The organism is Agromyces chromiiresistens, from assembly GCF_029167465.1.
GTDB classification, from domain to species: domain Bacteria; phylum Actinomycetota; class Actinomycetes; order Actinomycetales; family Microbacteriaceae; genus Agromyces; species Agromyces chromiiresistens.
Map to the genome: position 1 here is coordinate 886786 of NZ_JARFNL010000004.1, position 22310 is coordinate 909095.

General features: G+C 72.2%; 21 protein-coding genes. 10 read left to right on the forward strand and 11 right to left on the reverse strand.

The window, feature by feature from the left end; all coding sequences use genetic code 11:
- The first annotated feature begins 13 nt into the window (after positions 1 to 13).
- The 3 genes from PX701_RS11460 (at position 14) to PX701_RS11470 (ending at position 1993) form a co-directional block, all read left to right on the forward strand.
- A complete protein-coding gene (locus PX701_RS11460) occupies positions 14 to 1075 on the forward strand; it encodes an NAD(P)-dependent alcohol dehydrogenase (RefSeq protein WP_275506334.1) in 1062 nt (353 codons plus the stop codon).
- A gap of 121 nt (positions 1076 to 1196) precedes the next feature.
- Entirely contained in the window at positions 1197 to 1679 is a 483-nt protein-coding gene (locus PX701_RS11465) for an SRPBCC domain-containing protein (RefSeq protein ID WP_231431958.1), read from the forward strand.
- A complete protein-coding gene (locus PX701_RS11470) occupies positions 1676 to 1993 on the forward strand; it encodes an ArsR/SmtB family transcription factor (RefSeq protein ID WP_275506335.1) in 318 nt (105 codons plus the stop codon). The genes PX701_RS11465 and PX701_RS11470 overlap by 4 nt, the downstream gene beginning before the upstream one ends.
- On the opposite strand, the gene PX701_RS11475 is transcribed toward PX701_RS11470, so the two are convergent.
- From PX701_RS11475 to PX701_RS11485, 3 genes are all read right to left on the reverse strand, one after another.
- A complete protein-coding gene (locus PX701_RS11475; protein WP_275506336.1) occupies positions 1968 to 3335 on the reverse strand; it encodes a glycosyltransferase in 1368 nt (455 codons plus the stop codon). The two genes, PX701_RS11470 and PX701_RS11475, sit on opposite strands and share 26 nt — an antisense overlap.
- A 70-nt stretch (positions 3336 to 3405) precedes the next feature.
- Positions 3406 to 5490, reverse strand: a complete 2085-nt coding sequence (locus tag PX701_RS11480; protein WP_231431955.1) for a galactose-binding domain-containing protein — start codon at positions 5488 to 5490, stop codon at positions 3406 to 3408.
- A 90-nt stretch (positions 5491 to 5580) separates the two neighbouring features.
- Positions 5581 to 6171 carry a TetR/AcrR family transcriptional regulator gene (locus PX701_RS11485; RefSeq protein WP_275506337.1) on the reverse strand — a complete coding sequence of 197 codons (591 nt, stop codon included), beginning with the start codon at positions 6169 to 6171 and terminating at the stop codon, positions 5581 to 5583.
- Positions 6172 to 6233: 62 nt separating this feature from the next.
- Here PX701_RS11485 and PX701_RS11490 point away from each other — a divergent pair, with 62 nt between their 5' ends.
- Positions 6234 to 7028: an SDR family NAD(P)-dependent oxidoreductase gene (locus tag PX701_RS11490; RefSeq protein ID WP_275506338.1), complete on the forward strand. Its 795-nt coding sequence runs from the start codon at positions 6234 to 6236 to the stop codon at positions 7026 to 7028.
- Between the two features lie 11 nt (positions 7029 to 7039).
- Here the strand turns inward: PX701_RS11490 and PX701_RS11495 are convergent, their stop codons facing one another.
- Positions 7040 to 7525, reverse strand: coding sequence for a hypothetical protein (locus PX701_RS11495; RefSeq protein ID WP_275506339.1), 486 nt, complete (start codon positions 7523 to 7525; stop codon positions 7040 to 7042).
- Positions 7526 to 7626: 101 nt separating this feature from the next.
- Between PX701_RS11495 and PX701_RS11500 the strand changes: the two genes are divergently transcribed.
- On the forward strand, positions 7627 to 8697 hold the full coding sequence (locus tag PX701_RS11500) for a winged helix DNA-binding domain-containing protein (protein ID WP_275506340.1): 1071 nt from the start codon (positions 7627 to 7629) through the stop codon (positions 8695 to 8697).
- A 9-nt stretch (positions 8698 to 8706) separates the two neighbouring features.
- On the opposite strand, the gene PX701_RS11505 is transcribed toward PX701_RS11500, so the two are convergent.
- Positions 8707 to 9363: a CatA-like O-acetyltransferase gene (locus PX701_RS11505; RefSeq protein WP_275506341.1), complete on the reverse strand. Its 657-nt coding sequence runs from the start codon at positions 9361 to 9363 to the stop codon at positions 8707 to 8709.
- A gap of 41 nt (positions 9364 to 9404) precedes the next feature.
- Complete coding sequence (locus PX701_RS11510; protein ID WP_275506342.1) at positions 9405 to 11375, reverse strand: ABC1 kinase family protein; 1971 nt, start codon at positions 11373 to 11375, stop codon at positions 9405 to 9407.
- 274 nt (positions 11376 to 11649) lie between these two features.
- Between PX701_RS11510 and PX701_RS11515 the strand changes: the two genes are divergently transcribed.
- Positions 11650 to 13242 carry an ABC-F family ATP-binding cassette domain-containing protein gene (locus PX701_RS11515; RefSeq protein ID WP_275506343.1) on the forward strand — a complete coding sequence of 531 codons (1593 nt, stop codon included), beginning with the start codon at positions 11650 to 11652 and terminating at the stop codon, positions 13240 to 13242.
- A 142-nt stretch (positions 13243 to 13384) separates the two neighbouring features.
- Here the strand turns inward: PX701_RS11515 and PX701_RS11520 are convergent, their stop codons facing one another.
- Together PX701_RS11520 and PX701_RS11525 are read right to left on the reverse strand one after the other, a co-directional pair.
- Positions 13385 to 14920, reverse strand: coding sequence for a multicopper oxidase family protein (locus PX701_RS11520; protein ID WP_275506344.1), 1536 nt, complete (start codon positions 14918 to 14920; stop codon positions 13385 to 13387).
- On the reverse strand, positions 14904 to 15404 hold the full coding sequence (locus PX701_RS11525) for a hypothetical protein (RefSeq protein ID WP_231431946.1): 501 nt from the start codon (positions 15402 to 15404) through the stop codon (positions 14904 to 14906). The genes PX701_RS11520 and PX701_RS11525 overlap by 17 nt, the downstream gene beginning before the upstream one ends.
- Positions 15405 to 15599: 195 nt before the next feature.
- Between PX701_RS11525 and PX701_RS11530 the strand changes: the two genes are divergently transcribed.
- Together PX701_RS11530 and PX701_RS11535 are read left to right on the forward strand one after the other, a co-directional pair.
- Positions 15600 to 17690: an ATP-binding protein gene (locus tag PX701_RS11530; RefSeq protein ID WP_275506345.1), complete on the forward strand. Its 2091-nt coding sequence runs from the start codon at positions 15600 to 15602 to the stop codon at positions 17688 to 17690.
- The gene (locus PX701_RS11535; RefSeq protein WP_275506346.1) at positions 17683 to 18390 is read left to right on the forward strand and encodes a response regulator transcription factor; all 708 of its coding nucleotides are present in this window, start codon (positions 17683 to 17685) and stop codon (positions 18388 to 18390) included. Before PX701_RS11530 ends, PX701_RS11535 begins: the two co-directional genes overlap by 8 nt.
- A 28-nt stretch (positions 18391 to 18418) precedes the next feature.
- On the opposite strand, the gene PX701_RS11540 is transcribed toward PX701_RS11535, so the two are convergent.
- The 3 genes from PX701_RS11540 to PX701_RS11550 form a co-directional block, all read right to left on the reverse strand.
- A complete protein-coding gene (locus PX701_RS11540) occupies positions 18419 to 19189 on the reverse strand; it encodes an SDR family oxidoreductase (protein ID WP_275506347.1) in 771 nt (256 codons plus the stop codon).
- Between the two features lie 130 nt (positions 19190 to 19319).
- Complete coding sequence (locus PX701_RS11545) at positions 19320 to 19682, reverse strand: sigma-70 family RNA polymerase sigma factor family protein (protein ID WP_275506348.1); 363 nt, start codon at positions 19680 to 19682, stop codon at positions 19320 to 19322.
- A complete protein-coding gene (locus tag PX701_RS11550; RefSeq protein WP_275506349.1) occupies positions 19669 to 20550 on the reverse strand; it encodes an RNA polymerase sigma-70 factor in 882 nt (293 codons plus the stop codon). Before PX701_RS11550 ends, PX701_RS11545 begins: the two co-directional genes overlap by 14 nt.
- Before the next feature lie 245 nt (positions 20551 to 20795).
- Between PX701_RS11550 and PX701_RS11555 the strand changes: the two genes are divergently transcribed.
- Together PX701_RS11555 and PX701_RS11560 are read left to right on the forward strand one after the other, a co-directional pair.
- Positions 20796 to 21332: a dihydrofolate reductase family protein gene (locus tag PX701_RS11555; RefSeq protein ID WP_231431940.1), complete on the forward strand. Its 537-nt coding sequence runs from the start codon at positions 20796 to 20798 to the stop codon at positions 21330 to 21332.
- A 53-nt stretch (positions 21333 to 21385) separates the two neighbouring features.
- On the forward strand, positions 21386 to 22288 hold the full coding sequence (locus tag PX701_RS11560) for an aminoglycoside phosphotransferase family protein (RefSeq protein ID WP_275506350.1): 903 nt from the start codon (positions 21386 to 21388) through the stop codon (positions 22286 to 22288).
- The last annotated feature ends 22 nt before the right edge of the window (positions 22289 to 22310 follow it).

Genomic DNA, 22310 nt, shown 5'->3' on the forward strand with positions numbered 1-22310 from the left:
AAGGGAGCGCATCATGTCCACCGCATCACGCCAGGGATCGACGTCCGACGCACCCGCCGCCACTCGCGGCGCCATGCGGGTCGCTCGTATCGACCGCTTCGGCGCGCCCGAGGTCGCGCGCGTCGTCGACGTGCCTCGCCCCGAGCCGGGGCCGGGGGAGCTGCTCGTGCGCGTACGGGCGTCGACCGTGAGCATCGCCGACCACCGCCTGCGCACCCGCCGGGTGCCGCGCGGGCTCGCGCTCGTCGTGGCGCCGACGATCGGGCTCTTCCGACCACGGCTGCGCGTGCTCGGCATGGATGCCGCCGGCGTCGTCGAGGCGGTCGGCGCGGGGGTCGTGCGATTCGCCGTCGGCGACGAGGTCGTCGTCATGCGCGGCTCGCGCATGGGGTGCCACGCCGAGTACGTCACGATCGCGGCCGACGGCGAGGTCGCCCGCAAGCCCGCGAACCTCTCGTTCGAAGAGGCCGTCGCCATCGTGTTCGGCGGACACACGGCGCTCCGCTACCTCGACCGCGTCGCGATCGGGCCGGGCAGCGAGGTGCTCGTGAACGGCGCCTCCGGCGCGGTCGGCTCGGCGGTCGTGCAGCTCGCGGCGGCGCGCGGGGCCCGGGTCACGGCGGTCACGAGCGGACGCAACGCCGAGCTCGTGCGTTCGCTCGGGGCGTCTCGCGTCGTCGACCACACCCGCGAGGACTTCGCGGCGGGCGACGTCGACTCGGGGGCCGCGTCGGGCGGGCCGGCACGCTACGACGTGATCGTCGAATGCGTCGGCAACGCGCCGTTCGGCCGCGTCGCGCACCTGCTGCGTCCCGGCGGCGCGCTGCTGCTCGTGATCACCGACCTGGCCGGCATGCTGAGGGCGGGTCGGCAGGCGCGCCGGAGCGGGCTCGTCGTCGACCATCGCGGCGGCGAGCTGGGCGCCGACGGCATGGAGCGGCTCGTCGCCCTCGCCGAGACGGGCGCGCTGCGCCCCGTCATCGATCGCACGTACGCGCTCGACGAGATCGTCGAGGCCCACCGCTACGTCGACGGCGGGCACAAGCGTGGGAGCGTCGTGCTGCGCATGGGCTGAACCGTCGGCGACATGCAATCGTGGGGTTGCGCTCCGATCCACCTTGTGCAACTATGAAGTTGCAGGTGATCGATCGATCGCCGAGACATCCACTGCAGCATCCGCTGGAAGGAGCGCGACCATGGTGAGTCAGACCCGCAACGAGGCATCCGTCGTCGACGAGGGCGCATTCACGGTGCGACGCACGATCCGCATCGCCGCACCGATCGAGAAGGTGTGGCGCGCGGTCACCGAGCCCGAGCACATCTCGCGGTGGTTCGGGCAGACGGTGCTCGACGGCGCCGGTACCGGCGCGACCGGAACGATGACGTTCGAGGGGTACGGCGTGATTCCGATCCGCGTCGAGGCGATCGACGCCCCGCGCAGCGTGGCGTACCGCTGGGGCAACGACGACGCGGTGCGCCGTGCGGGCGGCGCGATCGACGAGACGACCACGACCGTCTTCACGTTCACCCTCGACGAGGTCGACGACGGCACCGAGCTCACGGTCGTCGAGACCGGGTTCGACCGCACGAGCGACCCGGCGGCGAACATGGCCGACCACGCCGAGGGCTGGGTCTCCGAACTCGACAAGCTCGTCGCCCTGCTCGAGGGCGACGCATGAGCACTGCGACGCTGGTTCCCGTGTTCGCGGCGCTCGGCGACGAGACGCGCTGGAGCATCCTCGCGGCACTCGGCGAGGGGGATGCCTCGGCGTCGGCCCTCGCCGTGCGCCTGCCGGTGTCGCGGCAGGCGATCGCGAAGCACCTCGCCGTGCTGCAGGAGGTCGGGGTGGTCGAGCCCGTGCGCGTCGGGCGCGAGGTGCGCTACCGCGTGCTCGGAGCGTCGCTCAGCGCCACGGCGGCACGCCTCGACGCGGTGGGGCGCGAGTGGGAGCGCCGCCTGGCCGCGATCAAGGAGATCGCGGAGGGGCTGTGACGGCTCTCCGGCTTCTCGCAGATGCCCCCGGGTATTCCCGGGTCGGCGAACCGTCGGGCGTGGTCGAGACCGTGCCCGCGCCCGCCGAGTCGACTCGCTCGAGTTCGTCGAGCAGCGCGCCGCTCGAGGCATCCCGCCGGATCGAGGCGCCCAGCCGCTCGGCCGCGAGTCGGAAGCGCCCGTCGCCCAGCACCTCGGCGACCGCCCTCGCGATGCGCGGCGACGCGGCGCGACGCGGCACGGCGAGGCCGGCGCCCCGCTCCGTGACCCGTACGGCGTTGTCGACCTGATCTCGTCCGTGGTGCAGGATCACGAGCGGGCGGCCCGCCGCGAGCGCCTTCATGACGGTGCCGTGCCCGCCGTGCGTCACGACGACGCTCGCGGCGTGCATCGCCGCGGCGTGCGGGGCGGATGCCTCGACGACGACGTTCTCGGGAGCCCGGAGCTCACCGGGCTCGATCGAGGGCCCCGTCGTCACGAGCCCCCGCACGGGCAGCGCGCCGAGCGCGTCGACGATGCGCTGCAGGCAGTCGGCCTGGTTCTGGAAGGTCGACGACATCGCGACGAGCACGAGCGGCGCGTCACCGGGCGGCGGCGTCCACTCGGGGTCCGCCGCCCAGGCGGGATCATCGAGCACGGGGCCGACGAACCGCACGTTCGGGCCGAACGCACCGGCGAAGTCGAACTCGGCCGTGGTCAGCACGAGCTCGCGTCGCGCGCGGTGCAGCTGGTCCCACGTGGTGCCGATCGGGGCGAGGCCGTGGACCGCACGCACGTCGTTGAGCGTCGCGAGCGTGTAGCGGTCGAGGAGCCGCGTCGTGCCGCTCGACGCCACCCGGTCGCGCAGGCCGCCGAGCGGGCCGGTCATCGGCTTCAGGCCGGCACCGCCCGGCGGGCGCCCCGGAGCGGGCGCGATGTAGATGTTCGGCATGAGCACGTCGAACGGGATGCCTCGAGCCTCGGCGCCGATCATCGCGCCGACCGTGAAGAACGTGGTGACGACGAGGTCGGGGCGCGCCGCGTCGATGGCCGCGACGATGTCGTCGGCCTGGCCGGCCGCCGGGCCGGCGAGGTAGTGCTCGGCCATGCCGCGCGCCATCTCGAATGGATTGCGGATCGCCCAGTCGCGGTACACGCGGGCGGGCGCGGCGCTCCAGGTGCGGACGTCGGCGCCGGTGCCGCGGGCCACCTCGAGCATGCTCGCGTCGACGATCGCGGTGACGCGGTGCCCGCGCTCGACGAGTCGGCGCACGACCCCGAGCTCGACCGGAACGGTGCCGCCGCCGTCGGCGAGCGCGACGAGGTACGCGTGCGAGGCGGTGGCCGGCGCCCGGGCGTTCATGGGCGCGAGCCTACGGGGGTGGCCGTGCCGAGGCATCCGGGCTGACGCTGAGCCGCGGCACGGCCCCGCATCACCCGCCGAACACGCCGAGTTCCCAGATCGAGTAGCCGTAGTCGGTCGTACGCTCGGTGCACAGCACGCGCACGTACCTGGCGCTCGTCGGTGCGAAGGCGGCCGTGTCGAGTCCGCCGTCGCCCGACGTCGTCGACCACGCCGTGCGCCAGTTCTGGCCGTCGTCGGAGAGCTGCACGTCGTACTTCTTCGCGGCCGAACGCTCCCAGTTCACCGTGACCCGGCTGATCGGCAGCGACTCGCCGAGGTCGACGCGCAACCACTGCGGGTTCACGCCCCAGTTGCCGCTCGCCCAGCGGGTGCTGCCCTTGCCGTCGACTGCGCGCCCGGGGGCGTAGCTCGTGAACGGGTTCCACTCGCTCGAGCTCGCCGTCGCCGGCTTGCCGGTGGCGAGATTCTGCGTGCTCTCGTGGTCGAGCGTCGCCTGCCAGGTCTGCAGGTACGACTCGGCGCCCGACATGAGGTCGTCGACGAGGGCCTGCCCGCCGCCGGCGAGCCGCAGCTGCTCGATGTAGTCGGGGGTGAGGCCCGAGTGCGCGAACCCGTCGGTGTTGATGTCGAACGTGCGCTCGCCGCTCACCTGCCGGTCGACCGTGGTGCGGCCGTCGGCCGCGGTGAACGGGTACGAGACCGGCACGGGCGCGGTTCCTCCCGCCGGGTGGCTGCCGACGCCGTTGAAGTCGAGGCCGAAACCGTAGCCCTTGCCGTACTGCTCGCGCAGCGCGGCGCTCGCGCGCCATTCGCCGAGGAAGCCCTCGGCCGCATGCGGGTAGCCAGTCTTGAAGCCGCCGAGGCGGTAGAGGCGCTCGGTCCAGGTGTCGTCCATCCAGCTGTGGCTCGAGAGCACGCCCGGGTAGTCCTCGGCCTCGAGGATGTCGAGGGCACGGCCCGCGGCCTTCACGCTCATGTGATCGAGCTCGATCATCATGCTGCGCGACATCGCCGCGCGCAGGGCGTACTCGCCGAGCGAGGTGAGGCCGCGGGTGTTGCACTGCGCCCCCGACGGGTAGGTGGGCGGGTCGGCGCCGGGCAGCTCCTCGGGCACCTCGGCGTTGCCGATCGGGTTGTCGTGCGCGGGCCCGGTGCAGGCTTCGGTCTGCCAGTACGTGCCGGTCGAGTAGAACTGTCCGACGTTGATGATCGTGCCCTGCGTGCCGGTGTCGAAGCGCACGCCGCAGAGCGCGTTGTCGAACTTGTGGCAGAGGAACATGCTCGACACGCCCATCGCCTTGAACTCGTCGAGGCCGCGATCGATGTCGGCCTTCGAGCACTGCGCGACGTCGAGGATCATCTTGCAGCCGAACGGCTCACTCATCTCGACGCCGATGACGACGGCGAGCCGGCCGCTCTCGATGACCTCCCGCGCCTCGTCGGGGGTCGTCACGATGCGGAAGAAGCCCTTGCCGGGGCCGCCGTAGATGCCGTCGATGTACGACTCCATCTCGCGCACCTTCTGCGCTTCGAGGCGGATCGCGCCCATCTCGTCGCACGAGCGGTCCTTCGGCATGATCGGCAGCGAGCAGATCACGCCGTTCGTGACGAGGTCGTTGACGAGCACGCGCTGGCCTGCTCGCCACGAGCGCTCGATCCAGGCGTAGTACGAGGCCTGGTGGCTCATCGAGGTGGTCTTCGGCCAGTCCTCGAACGTCGGCCAGCCGACCGGGTCGTGGTGGCCGTCGGGGTCGCTCGTGAGGTTCTCGAAGAGGGCGCCGCTGCCGTCGGGGTAGTGCTCGGGGCAGTCCTTCAGGGCGTCGGCGACGCCGTTCGGCGAGAACGGGGCGCCGCAGATCATGCGGCCGCCGAAGCCCTCGTTGGAGTTGAGGTGGGTGTGCGAGTCGATGAAGCCGCGCACTTCGCCGCCGGGTGCGCCGGTGATCGGAGCCCCGGTGACGTTGAGCTCGACGTCGACGGCCGGGCGGGCGGGGGCATCCCACCAGTTCTCGGCGGCTTCCGCCGGAGCGACGGGGATGGTGATGAGCAGTGCGCCGATCGCGGCGATGCCGAGGATGGAGCGGATGGAGCGTCGTCGCCGACGGTCGGCGAGCGGTGTTGCGGCGGATCTCGAGTGAACGTGGTGCGCCATGTGAGCCTCCTTGCTCGATGGCACGCAGCGTATTGTGGGTCGATCGTCCCAGTCAAGCGTCCCAGAGTATTCGCGTGGGGCTCGGTCGGCTCATGCGGCGGTGAATGCCCCGAGCACGACCGCGATCGTCGCGTCGGCTGCGTCCTGCCAGGCGACGCCGTCGAGCAGGTCGTCGGTCGCGAGCGCGGCGACGCCGTGCACCGCGGCGAAGACGACCAGCGCCTGGCGCTCCACGTCGCCCTCGCGGATCTCGCCCTTCGCCTGTGCCTCGGTGACGAGCGCCACGACCGCGGCCATGCTCGCGCGGCTGACCTCGAGCAGTCGGGGGGAGGCGTCGGGGTGGTGCTTCGCCTTGTACATGAGGTCGAGGATCGCCGGGTGCTCGACCGCGAAGCCGATGTAGGCGAGGCCGGCCGCGCGCAGCCGTCCGTCGAAGCCCGGCTCGGTCGCGACGGCGGCCTCGAGCGCCGTGTTCATGCGCTCGAAGCCGGTGACGGCGATCGCGTCGAGCAGGGCGGTGCGGTCGGCGAAATGGCGGGCGGATGCCCCGTGGCTGACGCCGACGTCGCGCGCGAGCTGCCGGAGCGAGAGGGCGTCGAGGCCGTCGGCGTCGATCGTCTCCCAAGCGCGGGTGAGGAGCTCCTGGCGCAGGTTGCCGTGGTGGTAAGCGCGTTCGGTCACCCCTGCACCCTATCCGAAAGTAGGCATTGACAACAATGCTGGCACTGTCTACATTTGCGGTTATGACCACCGACTTCAGCGGAACCACCGCTCTCATCACCGGCGCGAGCTCGGGCCTCGGCTCCGAGTTCGCGACGCAACTCGCCCGCCGCGGCGCCGACGTCGTACTGGTCGCCCGCCGCGACGACCGGCTGCGCGACCTCGCCCGGCGCATCGAGCACGAGCACGGCGTGACGGCGACGCCGATCGCGCTCGACCTCGCGCGACCCGACGTCGCGTCGACGCTGCGGGCCGAACTCGAGGGGCGGGGCATCCGCGTCCAGACGCTCGTCAACAACGCCGGCTTCGGCATGAAGGGCGCCTTCGCCGAGGCGGATGCCTCGCGCATCGCCGAGCTCGTCCAGGTGAACGTCGCCGCGCTCGTGTCGATCACCCGCGAGTTCCTGCCCGACATGGTGCGCGACGGACGCGGTGCGCTCGTGAACATCGCGAGCACCGCGGCGTACCAGCCGTGCCCGAACATGGCGGTCTACGGGGCGTCGAAGGCCTTCGTGCTGAGCTTCACCGAGGCGCTCGCGTACGAGACGAGGAGCTCCGGCCTGCGCGTGCTCGCGCTGAGCCCCGGAGCCACGCGGACCGAGTTCTTCGACGTCGTGGGCACCGAGAACGCGGCGGTCGGCCGCTTCCGCACGACCGAGCAGGTCGTCTCGCTCGCCCTGCGTCGCCTCGACCGGCGCCGCACTCCCGCGAGCGTCGTCTCGGGCCGGGCCAACGCGCTGACCAGCAGGCTCGTCGGGTTCATGCCCCGAAGGCTCGCGCTGGGCGCCAGCGGGCGCGTCCTGTCGTCGTCGCGGTGACGATCGGCGCGTCAGCCCATCGTGGTGAAGTCGCTCGTCACCGCACCGAACGGGAAGGGGAACCAGAGGCTGCCGCCCTGGTCGAGCACCTGCTGCACCGGCAGCATCCAGAACCACACCAGGCTGATGACGATCGAGCCGAGCGCGATCGAGATGATGACCACCCGGGTGCGGTCGAGCGAGCGCAGCGCGGCGAGCGGATCGGGACGCCGCGCGGCGGCCCCGAGCCCGACGAAGAAGGCGACGGCCATCGCGGCGACCACGATCCAGCTCGGACCGAGCGTGTACGTCTGGCACTGCGCGGCGGAGACGTCGCCGGTCTGCGTCGGGCAGGCGCTGCGGCTCGCGTGCGTGAGCGCGCCGTAGACGATCGCGGCGAACGCGCCGCTCAGCAGCAGCCCGCGAACCCGGAGCAGCAGCATCGCCCACCTCGGCGGCTCGGACTGCCGGGTGGGCGGCGACGTCGGTGCGTTCGCGGGCGCGGCTGCGTCGGTCATCGGACTCCGTTCTGCGGTCAGCCCATGTTGGCAGCGCACCGGTTGCGGTCGCAACGGTTTCCGCCTGCCGGGATGACGGCGGCTCGCCCTACGCTCGAGAGATGATGACCGATCGCGACATCGCCCGCTGGAGGCTGCGATCGCAGTCGCTCGCCACGCCCCGCGACGACGCCGAGCAGGTCGTGCGATCGCTGCTCGCCCTGCAGGCCGAGAACGCCTCGCAGTCGGCGTGGGCGGTCGCGACGCGCACCTCGGCGCCCGAGGCCGCCGACCTCGCCGATGCGCTCGCGTCGGGGCGCGTCATCCGCACCCATGTGCTGCGGCCGACCTGGCACTACGTGCACGCCGACGACGTGCGCTGGCTCCTCGAGCTGACGGCGCCGCGGGTGCTGCCGGTGTTCGACCAGCAGCTGACGCAGGTGGCCGATCGCATGACGGCGATCGCCGACACGATCGAGCGGGTGCTCGGCGAGGCATCCGATCGCACCAGGGCCGACCTCGGCGCCGCGCTCGCCGAACGCGGAACCGAGCTCACGGGGCAGCAGCTCATGCTCGTCGTCGGCAAGCTCGAGATGCTCGGGCTCGTCTGCAGCGGTGCGCCGCGCGACGGCGAGCACACGTACGCGCTCATGAGCGAGCGGGTGCCGCCCGCGCGTCCGTTCGATCGCGACGAGGCGCTCGCCGAACTCGCGCTGCGTTACTGCACGTCCCACGGCCCGGCGACCGAGCGCGATCTCGCGTACTGGGCGACGCTCACCGTCACCGACGCGCGCCGCGGCATCGCCGCTGCCGCCGACCGGCTCGAGTCGTTCGAGCACGACGGGCGCACCTTCTGGCACGCACCCGGCGGTCCGCCCGCGGGGGCGCTCGTACCGGCCGGCCACCTGCTGCAGGTGCTCGACGAGATGTACCGCGGCTACCAGGACTCGCGTTGGGTCATCGACTCCGAGGGGGTCGTGCCGCGCGAGCGCGAGACGGCGATCGGCATGGCCCTCGTCGACGCCCAGCTCGTCGCGGCGATGAAGCGCACGGTCACGGCGAAGGCGGTCACCTTCGCGCTGCGGCCGCATCGGGCGCTCGACGCGCGCGAGCGGCAGGCGATCGACGACGCTGCCGCGCGCTACGCCGCCTTCCTCGGGCTCGAACCCCGCGTGACGTTCGACGCCGCCTGAGCGACGTGCTCAGGCGGTGACCCACGACGGGTCGGCGAACAGCTGCTCGAGTTCGCCGACGAGGCGCGCGGTGTGGAATCCGTCGGCCGACGCGTGGTGGATCTGCACCGCCAGCGGCAGCAGCGTGCGCCCGTCGCGCTCGACGTACCGGCCGAGCGTGAAGATCGGCGCGAAGTGGTTCGAGCCGCCGTCGAGCTGGAGCGTGAACCCGGTGAAGCTCGCCCACGGGATGCTCGAGACGTCGAAGCCGTTCGCGGGCAGGCCGCCCTGCGGGAACATCTCGGTCGCCGACGACGCACTCGCGAGCACCTCGGCCGCCGCGTCGTGGAACCGCGCGAAGTCGGCGTCGTACGGCACCGACACCGCGGCGAAGGTCTCGCGCTCGGGGTTGAACACCGTGAACGCGGGCTGCACGACCGGCCACGTCGCGGGTGCCCCGTCGTCGGTGAGCGTCATGCGGAACTCGGGATGCCGGTTGACGACGTTCGCGATCGCCCAGATCTGCGCCGGATAGGTCTTGCGCGACGAGGCGCGGAGCGCCGCGACGAGCGCGGTGACGTCGATCTCGACCGTCATCGCGTAGGTGCAGGGCACGCGGTGCCGGTAGTGCTCGAAGGCCTCGCGGCGGGGCCAGCTGTCGAGGTCGATCGGGGTGGGCGTCGGCATGCGTTCGATCCTTCCACGCCGACCCCGCCGATCGACGTCGCTCAGGGCGTGCGCCGCCGGAAGACGTCGAACAGCACCTTGAGCGTCAGCAGCCCCGAGACGATCACGAGGAGGTAGCCGAAGAGCTGGTAGAGCGTGAAGTCGGGCGCGACCGCCGGCCCGCCCTCGCTGACGAGCAGCATCGCCGCCATGATGCCGAACACCCCCGCGAGGAACGCGACGGCGACGAGGTTCACGAGATCGCGCACGAGCGAGCGGTCGCGACGGTCGGCGAACAGGCGCACGTTGAACGAGAGGCGTCCGTCGGCGAGCGCCGCGCTGATGCGGTCGGCGCGCCGGGGCATGCGGCGCAGCATCGGCAGCAGGCCGCCGATCTCGTCGACGGCGGTCGAGAAGAGCGCCGACGGGCGCGTCGCCTCGGCGACCCGGGTCTTGGCGAAGCCCTCCGCCTCGGTGAGCAGGTCGAACCCGGGCTTCACGAGGCGGAGCGTCCCCTCGAGCGTGCCGATGGCGCGGAACGCTGCGGCGAGATCGCCGGGCACCGCGATGCGGTTCTCGGCGAGAAGTCGCACCATCTCGGTCACGACGGTGGCATCGACCGTGCCGCCCGGGCCGAGCCGGCGCGACATGAACGCCCCGATCCGCCGGCGCAGGGCGACCTCGTCGAGGTCGTCGGGGAGCTCGACCAGCCCGATCAGTGCGTCGCCGAAGCTGCGGGCGTCGCCGCGGTAGAACGCGAGCAGCACTTCGCCGATCTGGCGCCGGAGTTCGGAGTCGAGCCGCCCGATCGAACCGAAGTCGAGCAGCACGATCTCGCCCGAGTCGACGATCACGATGTTGCCGGGGTGCAGGTCGGCGTGGAAGACGCCGTCGTCGATGATCTGCGTCATGGCCGAGGAGAAGAGACGGTCGGCCAGTTCGGCGCGCTCGTCGCCGGAGCGTCCCTGCAGGGCAGCCGGATCGCTGAGCGTGCGGCCTTCGACGAGGTCCATCACGAGCACGCGCTCACCGCTGAGCTCGGCGTGGTGGCGGGGCACGCTGACGCGCTCCCGCGCCGGATGCGTCGCGAGCGTCGCGCGCATCGCCGCCATGTTCGCCGCCTCGATGCGGTAGTCGAGCTCCTCGCGGAGGTTCGCGGCGAAGGCCTCGGCGAGCCCGCGTACGCCGAGCGACCGGCCCCACTCCGTCGACCGGTCGAGCTGGTCGGCGAGGCGCAGCACGATGTCGAGGTCGCGGTCGACGAGCGGCACGATGCCAGGACGCTGCACCTTCACGGCGACGGGCTCGCCCGACGCGAGCGTCGCCCGGTGCACCTGCCCGATGGATGCCGCGGCGAGCGGGGTCTCGTCGAAGGCACCGAACACGTCGCCCATCGGCCGCGGCAGTTCGGCCTCGAGCAGGGCGCGCACCTCGGCCCATTCGGCCGGGGGCACCCGCTGCTGCAGCCGGCTGAGCTCGGCGACGAACTCGGGCGGCAGTACGTCGCTGCGCGTCGAGAGCACCTGGCCGAGCTTCACGAACGCGCCACCGGCGTCTTCGAGCGCGGCCCGAAGGGCGATGGCCTGCCGGGTGCGCTCGGCGTGGCCGGCGGCCGTCGGCTCGGCGTTGGGCCGGAACGGCACGAGTCCATGTCGAACGGCGATGCGCGAGATCTCGGTGTAGCGGCGGGTGCGCGCGGCGCTGCGCCGCAACGACGGCAGCCACTGGTCAGGCCGCTGGATGGATCCGGGCGGCACGATGATCTCGGCGATCACCAGGAACGCGACCGCCGCGAACATGACGATGCCGAGCTGCACCGGCAGGAGCGCGGCACTGTAGTCCTGCTTGCCCCAGACGACCTGCGACTCGAACCCGACCTCGGCGGCGAGGCCGACGAAGCCGGCGATCACGATGCGCACGATGCCGACGCGCACACCGAGCACGCGCCGGACGAACGCGGTCAGCACGGCCAGGAACAGCAGCGTGAGCGCGACCATGAGCGCCACGTTGAGCAGCACGTCGCCGACGTTCATCCCCGACTCCCGCCTGCGGCCGGGCGGCCGCCACCGCTCACGCTAGCCAACGCGGCGCGAAGCCGGCGCTGCACACGGCGTGGGACTCAGACGACCATCGAAAGTTGGACCCGCAACGCCGCGTTCGCACGTTGACGAACGGTCGACGCGAGTCGTCGGAACATCCGGGGCGCGCAGGCACCGTCGGTAGACTCGACGCCGGCTCGAGGCATCCGTCTCGCCATTCGGCCGCAGCGCGCCGAACGCACCCCGACCCCCGAAACCGAGGACCCTCGTGAGCCTGATCCGCCTGAACGACGTGAGCATCGAGTTCGACGGGCGGCCCGTGCTGAAAGAGGCGTTCCTGAAGCTCAAGAAGGGCGACCGCGTCGGGCTCATCGGCAAGAACGGCACCGGCAAGTCGAGCCTGCTCGAGGTCGTGCTCGGCCGCCGCGAGCCGTCGGGCGGCACGCGCGACGTCACGCTCGGCACGACGATCGGGTACTTCTCGCAGTTCTCCGAGCTCGACGGCGAGCAGAGCATCCAGCAGACCCTGAGCGCCCACTTCGCCGACGTGCACGAGACGCAGGCCCGTCTCGACGAGATCGGGCTCGCGCTCGCCGAGCCCATGGGCGACGACGAGATGACGCGCCTCCTCACCGAGCAGGGCGAGCTGTTCGAGCGCATGGACCACATCGGCGGCTGGACCTACGAGACCACGATCGACACGGTGCTCACCCGGCTCGGCTTCGACGACGAGCGGCGCGCCCTGCCGGTCGATCGGCTCTCGGGCGGATGGCGAAACCGGGCGGCGCTCGCGCTCATCCTCGTGCAGGCGCCCGACGTGCTGCTGCTCGACGAGCCGACGAACTTCCTCGACCTCGACGGTGTCAAGTGGGTCGAGAACTGGCTGCAGACGTTCGCGGGCGCCGTGCTCGTCGTGTCGCACGACCGGCAGTTCCTCGACGGCGTCGTCGACCGAATCATTGAGATCGAGAACTATCGACTGCAGGAGTACGAGGGCGACTACTCGGCCTACGTGCACGCCAAGCAGTCGCGGCTCAAGATGCTCGAGAAGCAGTTCGCGCACGAAGAGGAGCTGCTCGCGTACGAGCAGGCCGCCGCGTCCGCCCGTCGCGAGGCGGCGCGCAACCCATCGAACGCCGTCGCGCGCCGGCTCGCCGACATCAAGAAGCGGCAGGCGCCCCGCCCCATCGACCAGATCATCACCTCGATCTACGACGGGCTCAAGGTCTCGAACGACCTGCTCACCGTGACCGGGCTGACGAAGGGCTTCGGCGGCGACCCGCTCTTCGAGGGCGTGTCGTTCGACCTGCAACGCGGCGACCGGGTCGCGATCATCGGCTCGAACGGCTCGGGCAAGTCGACCCTGCTCGACGTGCTCACCGAGGATGCCGCGGCCGACGCGGGCTCGGTGCGCTGGGCGAAGGGCGCGCGGTTCGTGTCGTACAACCGGGTCTACGCCGAGCTCGACCTGACCGACACCGTGGGCCACGCCGTGAACGCCTACCCCGACTCGCTCGCGTTCACGGCGACGAAGAAGAGCGTCGCCCGGTTCCTCGCGATGCTGCAGTTCTCCGACGCCGACCTGCAGCAGAAGATCGGCAACCTCTCGGGCGGCCAGCGGGCGCGCGTGGCGATCGCCCAGTGCCTGCTCTCGGGTGCGGCCGTGATCGTGCTCGACGAGCCGACGAACCACCTCGACATCACCTCGACGCAGGTGATGGAGCGCGCGCTCACGCACTTCCCGGGCGCCGTGGTCGTGGTGTCGCACGACCGGTTCTTCGTCGACAAGCTCGCCGACCGCCTGCTCGTGTTCGAGGGCGGCGGGCGCGTCGTCGAGAAGCCCGCGACCGGAGCGCTGTAGGGCCGGCAACCCACGGCGCCCGCGGCCGTCGACCGGGGCACGCCCGCGATGTCGGCCGCGACACGCAACGGTTTCGCCGCCCGCCGCCAGGCGCCGCCCGCCGCCGCCCGGCACCCGGGGCACGCGAGAAGCGCGCCCGCGGTCACTCGGGCCGGTTGCCCGCCTCGCCGTTGATCGTGAACGGCGTCGTGACGCCCTCGTACATGACATGCGCGACGAGCCCGTCGACCGCGTGGGGGAGCGTGTGGCAGTGGTCGCTCCAGATGCCGGGGTTGTCGGCGACGAAGGCGAGGTCGTACGTCTCGCCGGGGTGCACGTCGAGGGTGTCGACGACCCACGGGCTGCCCGAGGCGGCGACCCCGTCGCGCGCGAGCACGACGACGTGGTGGCCGTGCAGGTGCATGGGGTGCACGTCGCCCGAGTCGTTGCGGACGTGCATCGCGACGACGTCGCCCTCGGCGACCTCGAACATGGGCACGTCGGGGAACATGCGGCCGTTGATCGTCCAGAAGTTGCCCGGGCGGCCGTCGATGATGCCGAAGCGGCGTGAGATCACGTAGTCGAAGCTGCGGTCGGGCGAGGCCGCGTCGAAGGTGAGCGGCTCCGGCGTTCCGTAGGCGAGCAGGTCGAGGCTCGTCGACGGCTGGCGAACCGGCGGGGCGGATGCCTCGGCGGACGCGTCGCCGATGACGATGCTGCGGGCGCCGCCCACGTGCAGCCGCACAGCGCCGCGGTCGGGCGCCCGCACCGCGACATCCACCCTGCCGCCCGCCGGTACGAGCACGCGCTGCCCCTCGATCTCGCCGGGCTCGTGCACGTCGTGGCCGTCGACGGCGACGACGCGGAACCGTGCTCCCGCCCACACGGCGGCGGTGCCCTGGTCGGTGTTCACGACGCGCACCCGCACCGTCGAACCGGGCGGCGCCGAGACGCGCTCGTCGGCGACGCGGCCGTTCAGGGTGTGCTGGCCGCCGTAGATGTGCAGCAGCGCGGTGACGTCGAGCGGCGAGCCGTCGGTCGGCGCGGCGATCCGCCCGTCCGGCTCGGCCGGTTCGATCACGATCGCGCCGAGCAGTCCCCGCTCGACCTGCACGTGCGACACCTGGTGCGAGTGGTACCAATAGGTGCCGGCGTCGGCCGCGACGAACCGGTAGACGTGGCGGCCACCGACGGGCACGGCGTCCTGCGTGATGCCCGCGACGCCGTCGGCGGCGTTCGGCACGTCGATGCCGTGCCAGTGCAGCGTCGCGCCGTCGGCCACCGACTCGTTGACGAGCACGACCTCGACGAGGTCGCCCTGCCTGGCGCGGATCTCGGGCCCCGGTGACGTGCCGTTCACCGTGTAGCCCTCGATCGACCGGCCGCCGGGCACGTCGACGGTGCCCTGCCGGGCGACGAGTTCGACGCGCACGTCGGCCGGGCGGTCGGGGTCGGCGGCGAGGTCGGTCACGCTCACGGTGTCGAGCAGGCCGGATGCCTCGGCGGCGCCGCCCGCCGCGGCGCCCTGCCCGCCGTGGCCCGCGTGCCCGGCTCCGCCGGTCGTACCTCCCGAGCCCATGCCCATGACGGAATACTCGCCCAGCAGCGTGGAGCTCCACGCGAGCGCACCGGCGCCGAGCGCGGTCGCGACCGCGACGCCGACGACGGCGCACCGCAGGAGGTCACGCCGCGACGGCATCGGTGCTCGCCCCCTCGGAGCGAGACCCCGACGCGGCGTCGGCACTCGCCCGATCGGCCAGCCGCGCCCGGCGCACGCGCAGCGCGGCGACGGAGGCCGCCACCACGATCGCGAGCGCGTTCGCCCCGTGGATGAGTCCGAGGTAGGGCGAGCCGACGATCGCGAAGCCGAGCGTCACCTGCAGCGCCACGAGCCCGAGCGTGAGCGCCGCCCACAGCTTCGCCCCGCGCACGCGCACGAAGAACGACACGATCACGAGGGCGAGCGCCACGAGCGGGATCAGCAGGCCCCCGACGAGCCCGTGGATCATGAAGCCGAGTTCGCCGACGCCGCCGGCCTGGAAGCTCTCGAGCAGCGCCTTGTCGACGACGCCGCCCTCGGCGATGAGATTGAGCATGCCGCCGAACGCGAACGCGATCGCCGCGGCCTGCACGACGACGGCGCCCGCGACGGTCCAGGCGAGGCCCGAGTACAGCTTGCGCATGATGCCTTCTCCTTCGTGCGGCGCCGGTCCGCGGCATCCGCTCGCCTTCGACGGTCGCGGAGTCCGGTCGGCGCCGGAACACGGCGGGCCGGATGCCTCGTGGCGGTGCACCGCACGCCGGATGGAGGCTGGCCCCCAAGGGCGGGTACGGACCGCCCCCTCCCGCGCGATGCCCGACAGGAGGACGATGGAACCGTGAACCGCAGGTGGGTCTGTCTCGCGACGCTCGGCCCGATCGGGGTCGCCGCGCTCGTCTACATCGTCGTGCAGCGCGGCTTCGTCGAGGCCGACGCCGACCACGGGCTCGCATGGCCCATCCTCGGAGCCGTGCCGCTCTTCGTGCTGGGCCTGTGGCTGCTCACCGTCTCGAGGTCGCGAACGGCGGTGCTCATCGCGCTCGCGGCGACGGCCATCCTCGTCGGTTCGGCCTACGAGACGTTCGTGCAGCGCAACATCGAGCTCATCGTGGAGCCGTGGTTCCCGCTCTTCAACATGATCGGCCTGACGGCCGACGCGGCCGCCACGTCGGCGTTCCTCATCGTCTTCGCGACGTTCCCCGACGGCGTGCCCGAGCGGCGCTGGCAGCGCGTCGTCGTCGCCTTCCTCTGGATGCCGATGCTCGTGGGGCCGCTGACGCTGCTCACCTCGCCGCACCTCGTGATGTCGCCCTACATCGGCATCTCGGGCGACGGCATCCCGAACCAGTACGCCGTGCCGTGGCTCGAGTGGGCGGCGCCGTTCGTGTACGCGGTCTTCGTCCAGTCGTGGCCCGCGGTTCTCCTCGCTCTCGCGGTGCTCGGCTCGCGTGCGCTGTTCGGCGCGCCCGAGGTGCGTGCCCGCACTCGATCGATGGCGATCACCGTCGTGGCCTCGGCTGCGGCGTTCCTCCTGTGGCCGGTGCTGCCGTGGCCCGGAGTCGGCGAGGTGATCGTCTACGCGACCCTCATCGCCATCCCGATCGTCGCCGTGCACGGCATCTTCCGCTACGGCGCCTTCGACGTCGCCCCCGACGACCGCGGGCGAGCCGTCTCGCGTTCGTCGAACCTGCTCATCACGGTCTTCTACGGCATCGCGGTCGCGACGCCGGCGATCCTGCTGTCGGGTCGGCTGCGCGTCGTGCCCGCGGTGCTCATCACCGCTCTCGTCGCGATCGCGCTGCTGCCGGTGCGCACGTGGATGCAGCGCTGGATCCACCGCCGGCTCTTCGGCGACCGCGAGCGGCAGTTCGAACTGCTCAGCGAACTGGGTGCGCGCCTCGAGGAGGCGGGCGAGCCCCGCGACCTCCTGAACCGGCTCGCCGAGGCGGTGCGCGACGGCCTCGATGCCTCGTGGGTGCGCATCCGGCTCGCGTCGGGCGACGGCGGGCTCGACGCGGAACCGCTCGGCGTCGCCGGCGAGGACGGGGGAGCCGCCTCGCCGGCGCTCGCCGCCGAGCTCGTCCGCGGCGACGAGACCCTCGGCAGCATCGAGGTCGGGCCGCGACACCACGGCGACTACAACGACGCCGAGCGCGCACTGCTGCGCACGGTCGCCGGCCAGGCCGCGGCATCCGTGGCGAACGTGCGCCTCACGGCGCAGCTCGCGGCGCAGCTCGAAGAGCTGACCGCCTCGAGGGAGCGGCTCGTGGCTGCGCAAGACGACGAGCGCCGGCGTCTCGAACGCGACCTGCACGACGGCATCCAGCAGAACGTGGTGGCGCAGATCGCGGGGCTGCGCCTCGCCCGCAACCGGTTGGAGCGCGGTCAACTCACCCCGGCCGAGCTCACCGAACTGCAGGACCAGGCCCGCGAGACGCTCACCGACCTGCGGGAGCTCGCGCAAGGGATCCACCCGCCCGTGCTGAGCGACAACGGGCTCGTCGCCGCCGTCGAGTCGGGTGTCGCGCGGTACCCGATCGCGCTCTCGGTCGACGCCGACGCCGCGGTGCGCGCCGAGCGGTACCCCGAGGATGTCGAGACGACCGCCTACTACGTCGTGCGCGAGGCGCTCGCGAACACGGCGAAGCACGCCGACGCGATGCACGCGACGGTGGTGCTCGCACGGTCGAACGGGCAGCTGCGCATCTCGATCAGCGACGACGGTCGCGGCATCGGGGCGCCGGCGGGCGGCGCCGAGCCGGTGTCGCACGGCGGGCTCGCGAACATCCGGGACCGGGTCGCCGCACTCCGGGGGACGGTGCGCGTGTCGGCACGCGAACCCTCCGGCACGACCGTGCTCGTGGAGCTGCCGGTCGACGGGGTGGCCGGCGAGGAGCCGCCCGCGGCGCAGGGAGGCGTGCATGGATGACCCGGGCGTGCTGCGCGTCGTGATCGCCGAGGACAACTACCTCGTGCGCGAGGGACTGCGGCGCCTGCTCGAGGACTCGGGCGAGGTCGACGTGGTCGCCGCGGTCGGCAACGCCACCGAGCTGCTCGATGCGGTGCGCCGCCTCGCGCCGCATGCGGTGCTCACCGACATCCGGATGCCGCCGAGCCACCACATGGAGGGCGTCGAGGCCGCGCACGCCATCCGTGCGTCGTCGCCCTCGACCGGGGTGGTCGTGCTCTCGCAGCACGCCGACGAGAGCTACGCGCTCGCCCTGTTCGCCGACGGCTCGGCCGGCCTCGGCTACCTGCTGAAGGATCGCATCGGCGATCTCGAGGACCTCGTGCACGCGCTCCGAGAGGTGTGCACCGGCGGTTCGGTGATCGACCCGCAGATCGTCGACACCCTCGTGCGCCGCCGCACGGCGTCAGGGGCATCGAGCCCGCTGGCGCGGCTCTCGGCCCGTGAGCTCGAGGTGCTCCGCGAGATGGCCGCGGGAAAGACGAACGCCGGCATCGAGCAGTCGCTGTTCCTCTCGACCTCGACCGTCGAGAAGCACGTGAACGCGATCTTCACGAAGCTGCGGTTGCCCGAGTCCGGCGTGCACCGGCGGGTGGCGGCGGTGCTCGCCTTCCTGAAGAACGACGGCGCCGGGGGCGCCGACGAGGGCCGGGATCGGTGAGTCCGGGCGCAGCCGGCGCGCCCGACGGCTACTTCGCGGGCGCCGGCGCATCCGCCTGGGCCGAGAGCCACTCGGCGAACGTCAGGGTCGACAACTGTGCGCCGGGGCTCTCGGGCACGAGCTCGGTGCCGCGCAGCTTCGTGCCGAAGTAGGGCGCCTCGGGGTCGCCGACGACGATGCGCGCGTCGCCCTTCACGGCGAGGCCGGCACGGACGAACTCGTCCTGGCCGATTCGCTCGGGCCCGCCGATCTCGAGGGTGCCGTTCAACGGTGCGCCTGCGGCGACGCGGGCGACCGCTGCTGAGACGTCGGCGGCGGCGATCGGCTGCATCAGCCCCGTCGACAGGGTCGCGACGCCGTCGACGGTCGCCTCGTCGGCGATGCGGGTCGCGAACTCGAAGAACTGCGTGGCCCGCACGATCGAGTACGGCTGTCCCGACTCCTCGATGAGGTGCTCCTGCGCCACCTTGGCGCGCAGGTAGCCGCTGTGCGGCAGGCGCTCGGCGCCGACGATCGAGAGCGCGACGTGGTGGCCGACGCCCGCTCGGCGCTCGGCCTCGAGCAGCGTGCTCGTCGAGGTCGTGAAGAAGGCGAGCACGTCGTCGTCGGCGAACGACGGCGAGTTCGAGACGTCCACCACGACATCGGCGCCGGCGAGCGCCGCGGCGACGCCCTCGCCCGTGATGGTGTTCACGCCCGTGCCTGGCGAGGCGGCGACCGCTTCGTGTCCGTGCTCGGCGAGCAGTTCGACCACCTTCGAGCCGATGAGGCCCGTTCCTCCGATGACGACGATCTTCATGACTGGTGCCTTCCGTCCCGGGCTGCGGCCGATCCGCCGCCCTCACACAGCTCTGACCGGACACGCCGCGCGGTTGTGACGGAGTCGACGGAGTCGGTCGATCTCGTCGGCCGGCCGTCGACCGCGCCGTTCACCGGACCGTCGGCCGGCCGTTCCAGTGGGCGAGCTTCGACGGCGCCGTCGACAGCCACAGCCCGTCGATCGCGTCGCCGCCGTCGACGCCGAGCACGCCGATCACTTCGCCGTCGACCTGTCGCAGCACGAGTCCCGGGCAGCCGTTGACCTGCGACGCCTCCAGCGAGGCATCCACCCCGTTCGTCAGCCGCTCGACGAGGGCGCGCACCACGCCGCCGCGCCCGACGAGTTCGCCGCCCGTCTCGTCGCCCGTGTCGACGACGAGCCGCACGTCGCGGTGCAGGCAGGCCGTCAGCGCGACGTCATCGCCCGTTCGCAGCGCCGCGAGAAGCCGGACGGCCGGTTCACGAGGCGGCACGGGAAGCCACCGCGCCGAGCTTGTCCGGGTTCATCATCCAGAGCACCTGGTCGATGCCGTCGCGACCCGTGACGATCGTGATCACGGCGAACGTCGCGCCCTCCTTCGAGAGCAGCACCGACGGCTGACCGTTCGTCTCGGCCTCGGTGAGGTCGACGCCGTCCCAGAAATGGGCGTGGAACGCGCGCACGAACTTCGCCACGCGCTCTCGCCCCACGACCGGCACCTTCGATGCGCGCACGACTCCGCCGCCGTCGGAGTACGACACGACGTCCTCGGCGAGCAGTCGCTCGAGCGCGACGAGGTCGCCCGTCTTCGCCGCGGCGAGGAAGGCGGTGAGCAGCCGCCGCTGCTCCGACGCCGGCACCGCGCGGCGACGGTCGCCCGCGAGGTGCTTGCGGGCCCGGCTCACGAGCTGGCGCGCCGCAGCCTCCGAGACCTGCACGATCTCGCAGATCTGGTCGTAGGGGTACGCGAACGCCTCGCGCAGCACGTAGGCGGCGCGTTCGGTCGGGCTGAGCCTCTCGAGCATGACGAGCACCGCGAAGCCGAGCGCCTCGGCACGCTCCGCGCCGAGCGTGGGATCGGCGCTCGTGTCGACGGGTTCGGGCAGCCACGGCCCGACGTAGGTCTCGCGGCGGGCGCGCGCCGACTGCAGCGCGTTGATCGCGAGTCGCGTCGTCGTGGTCGCGAGGAACGCCGCCGGATCGTCGACGACCGTGCGGTCGGTGCCCTGCCAGCGCAGCCACGCGTCCTGCACGAGGTCTTCGGCCTCGCTTGCGCTGCCGAGCATGCGGTAGGCGATGCCGAACAGCCTTCCGCGCACGCGCTCGAACGCGGTCAGGGCGTCGTCGAGGTTCGCCTCCATGCGGGCTCCCGTCGGTCGGAGGGGTGGGACTGCAGCCGTCTCGCTGACTGAGACCGGATGCCTCGTGCGAATGTGACGGCTTCGCCGGACTCGGTGTGGGAGATATTCCGGATGATACGTCGGGATGCCTCGGGCGCGGGCCCGAGGCATCCCGGCACCGGCGCGCGGCACAGCGTTCGGGATCTCGCGGTCTTCAGTGCCATCCGTCCGTGACATCGACCGGGGTGCGGGGCAGGCTGGGGCGCATGGGCAAAGTGACGATCTCATTCGAAATGACGCTCGACGGGGCTTTCGACCAGATGGAGCACTGGTTCGACGAGAACGATCCGGGGCTGCAGCGGGCGAGCGACGAACTCGTGTTCGGGGCCGACGCCGTGCTGCTCGGACGACGCAGCTACGAGTTCTTCCGCGAGTACTGGCCGGCGCAGACCGACGAACGGGGATTCGCCGCGCACTACAACGCGCTGCCGAAATACGTCGCGTCGACGACGCTGACCGAGCCGCTCGACTGGAACTGCACCCTCATCGAGGGCGATGTCGCCGAGTACGTGCGCGGGCTCCTCGACCGGTACGACTCGATCATCTCGCACGGCTACGGCGATGTCGCGGCCGCCCTCGTCGATGCGGGGCTCGTCGACGAGGTGCACGCGGGGATCCACCCGTTCATCGTCGGCAACGCCGAGGACCGGCTGCGCTCGCCGCATCCCGTCGGCCTGCGACTGCTCGACACGCAGGTGTACGACTCGGGCATCATCGCGGCGAAGTACGCGCCGTTGCGCTGAGTTCGAGGCGACCGCGCCGCCGAGTGACGAGCGCTGACCGGCAGAATGGGCGGATGCGCCTGCACGACGACGAACTGCACATCGACGCCGCGCTCGTCGCTGCGCTGCTGCGCCGCGACCGGCCCGCGTGGGCCGAGCTGCCGATCGTCGAGGTGGGCGCCGGCACCGACAACCGCATGTTCCGCCTGGGCGACGACCTGCTGGTGCGGATGCCTCGCACGAGCGACAAGGCGGCGTCGCTGCGCAAGGAGCGGGAATGGGTGCCGCGGCTCGCGCCGCGGCTGACGCTTCGCGTGCCGTCGCCCGAGCACGCGGGTGAGCCGAGCGGCGAGTACCCGTCTGAGTGGGCCGTCGTGCGCTGGATCGACGGCGCCGTGCCCGACGCGCACAACGTCGAGGACTGGGCGACGTTCGGCGCCGACCTCGCGACGTTCGTCCGCGAGCTGCACGCGATCGACCTGATGGGCGCCACCCGAGACGGCGACCTCAGCTGGTACCGCGGCGGAAGCCTTCGCGATGCCGACCGGTGGATCGGCGGCTACTTCGACGAGTGCCGACCGCTCGTCGGGCACGACCTCGACATCGACCTGCTCGAACGATGGTGGCGCGCGGCGGTGGAGCTGCCCGATTCGACGGCCGGCCCCGTGTGGCTGCACGGCGACCTGCGCCCGGGCAACCTGCTCGTGCGCGGCGGCCGCCTGCACGCCGTGATCGACTTCGGCGCGCTCTCGGTCGGTGCACCCGACGCCGAGCACGCGGCGGTCTGGGACCTGCCGGCCGAGGCCCGCGACGCCTACTTCGCGGCGGCGCAGCTCGACGAGGCGACCTGGCTGCGAGCCCGCGCCTGGGCGATCGGCGTCGCCGTCTCGGGCGTCGCGTACTACTGGGAGACGTTCCCCGAGTTCGTCGCGGAGTGCCGGGCGCGGCTGCACGCCGTGCTCGCCCGCTCGCGCTGAGCCGCCGCTCCCGACCCGGTGG

Excerpts from the sequence above, each read along its gene's own strand:
- PX701_RS11470 (WP_275506335.1), top strand. The coding sequence starts at position 1,676 with ATGAGCACTGCGACGCTGGTTCCCGTGTTCGCGGCGCTCGGCGACGAG.
- PX701_RS11540 (WP_275506347.1), bottom strand. The coding sequence starts at position 19,189 with ATGAAGATCGTCGTCATCGGAGGAACGGGCCTCATCGGCTCGAAGGTG.
- PX701_RS11550 (WP_275506349.1), bottom strand. The coding sequence starts at position 20,550 with ATGGAGGCGAACCTCGACGACGCCCTGACCGCGTTCGAGCGCGTGCGC.
- PX701_RS11480 (WP_231431955.1), bottom strand. The coding sequence starts at position 5,490 with ATGGCGCACCACGTTCACTCGAGATCCGCCGCAACACCGCTCGCCGAC.
- PX701_RS11510 (WP_275506342.1), bottom strand. The coding sequence starts at position 11,375 with ATGAACGTCGGCGACGTGCTGCTCAACGTGGCGCTCATGGTCGCGCTC.
- PX701_RS11500 (WP_275506340.1), top strand. The coding sequence starts at position 7,627 with ATGATGACCGATCGCGACATCGCCCGCTGGAGGCTGCGATCGCAGTCG.
- PX701_RS11495 (WP_275506339.1), bottom strand. The coding sequence starts at position 7,525 with ATGACCGACGCAGCCGCGCCCGCGAACGCACCGACGTCGCCGCCCACC.
- PX701_RS11535 (WP_275506346.1), top strand. The coding sequence starts at position 17,683 with ATGGATGACCCGGGCGTGCTGCGCGTCGTGATCGCCGAGGACAACTAC.
- PX701_RS11460 (WP_275506334.1), top strand. The coding sequence starts at position 14 with ATGTCCACCGCATCACGCCAGGGATCGACGTCCGACGCACCCGCCGCC.
- PX701_RS11490 (WP_275506338.1), top strand. The coding sequence starts at position 6,234 with ATGACCACCGACTTCAGCGGAACCACCGCTCTCATCACCGGCGCGAGC.
- PX701_RS11525 (WP_231431946.1), bottom strand. The coding sequence starts at position 15,404 with ATGCGCAAGCTGTACTCGGGCCTCGCCTGGACCGTCGCGGGCGCCGTC.
- PX701_RS11465 (WP_231431958.1), top strand. The coding sequence starts at position 1,197 with ATGGTGAGTCAGACCCGCAACGAGGCATCCGTCGTCGACGAGGGCGCA.
- PX701_RS11560 (WP_275506350.1), top strand. The coding sequence starts at position 21,386 with ATGCGCCTGCACGACGACGAACTGCACATCGACGCCGCGCTCGTCGCT.
- PX701_RS11555 (WP_231431940.1), top strand. The coding sequence starts at position 20,796 with ATGGGCAAAGTGACGATCTCATTCGAAATGACGCTCGACGGGGCTTTC.
- PX701_RS11475 (WP_275506336.1), bottom strand. The coding sequence starts at position 3,335 with ATGAACGCCCGGGCGCCGGCCACCGCCTCGCACGCGTACCTCGTCGCG.
- PX701_RS11505 (WP_275506341.1), bottom strand. The coding sequence starts at position 9,363 with ATGCCGACGCCCACCCCGATCGACCTCGACAGCTGGCCCCGCCGCGAG.
- PX701_RS11520 (WP_275506344.1), bottom strand. The coding sequence starts at position 14,920 with ATGCCGTCGCGGCGTGACCTCCTGCGGTGCGCCGTCGTCGGCGTCGCG.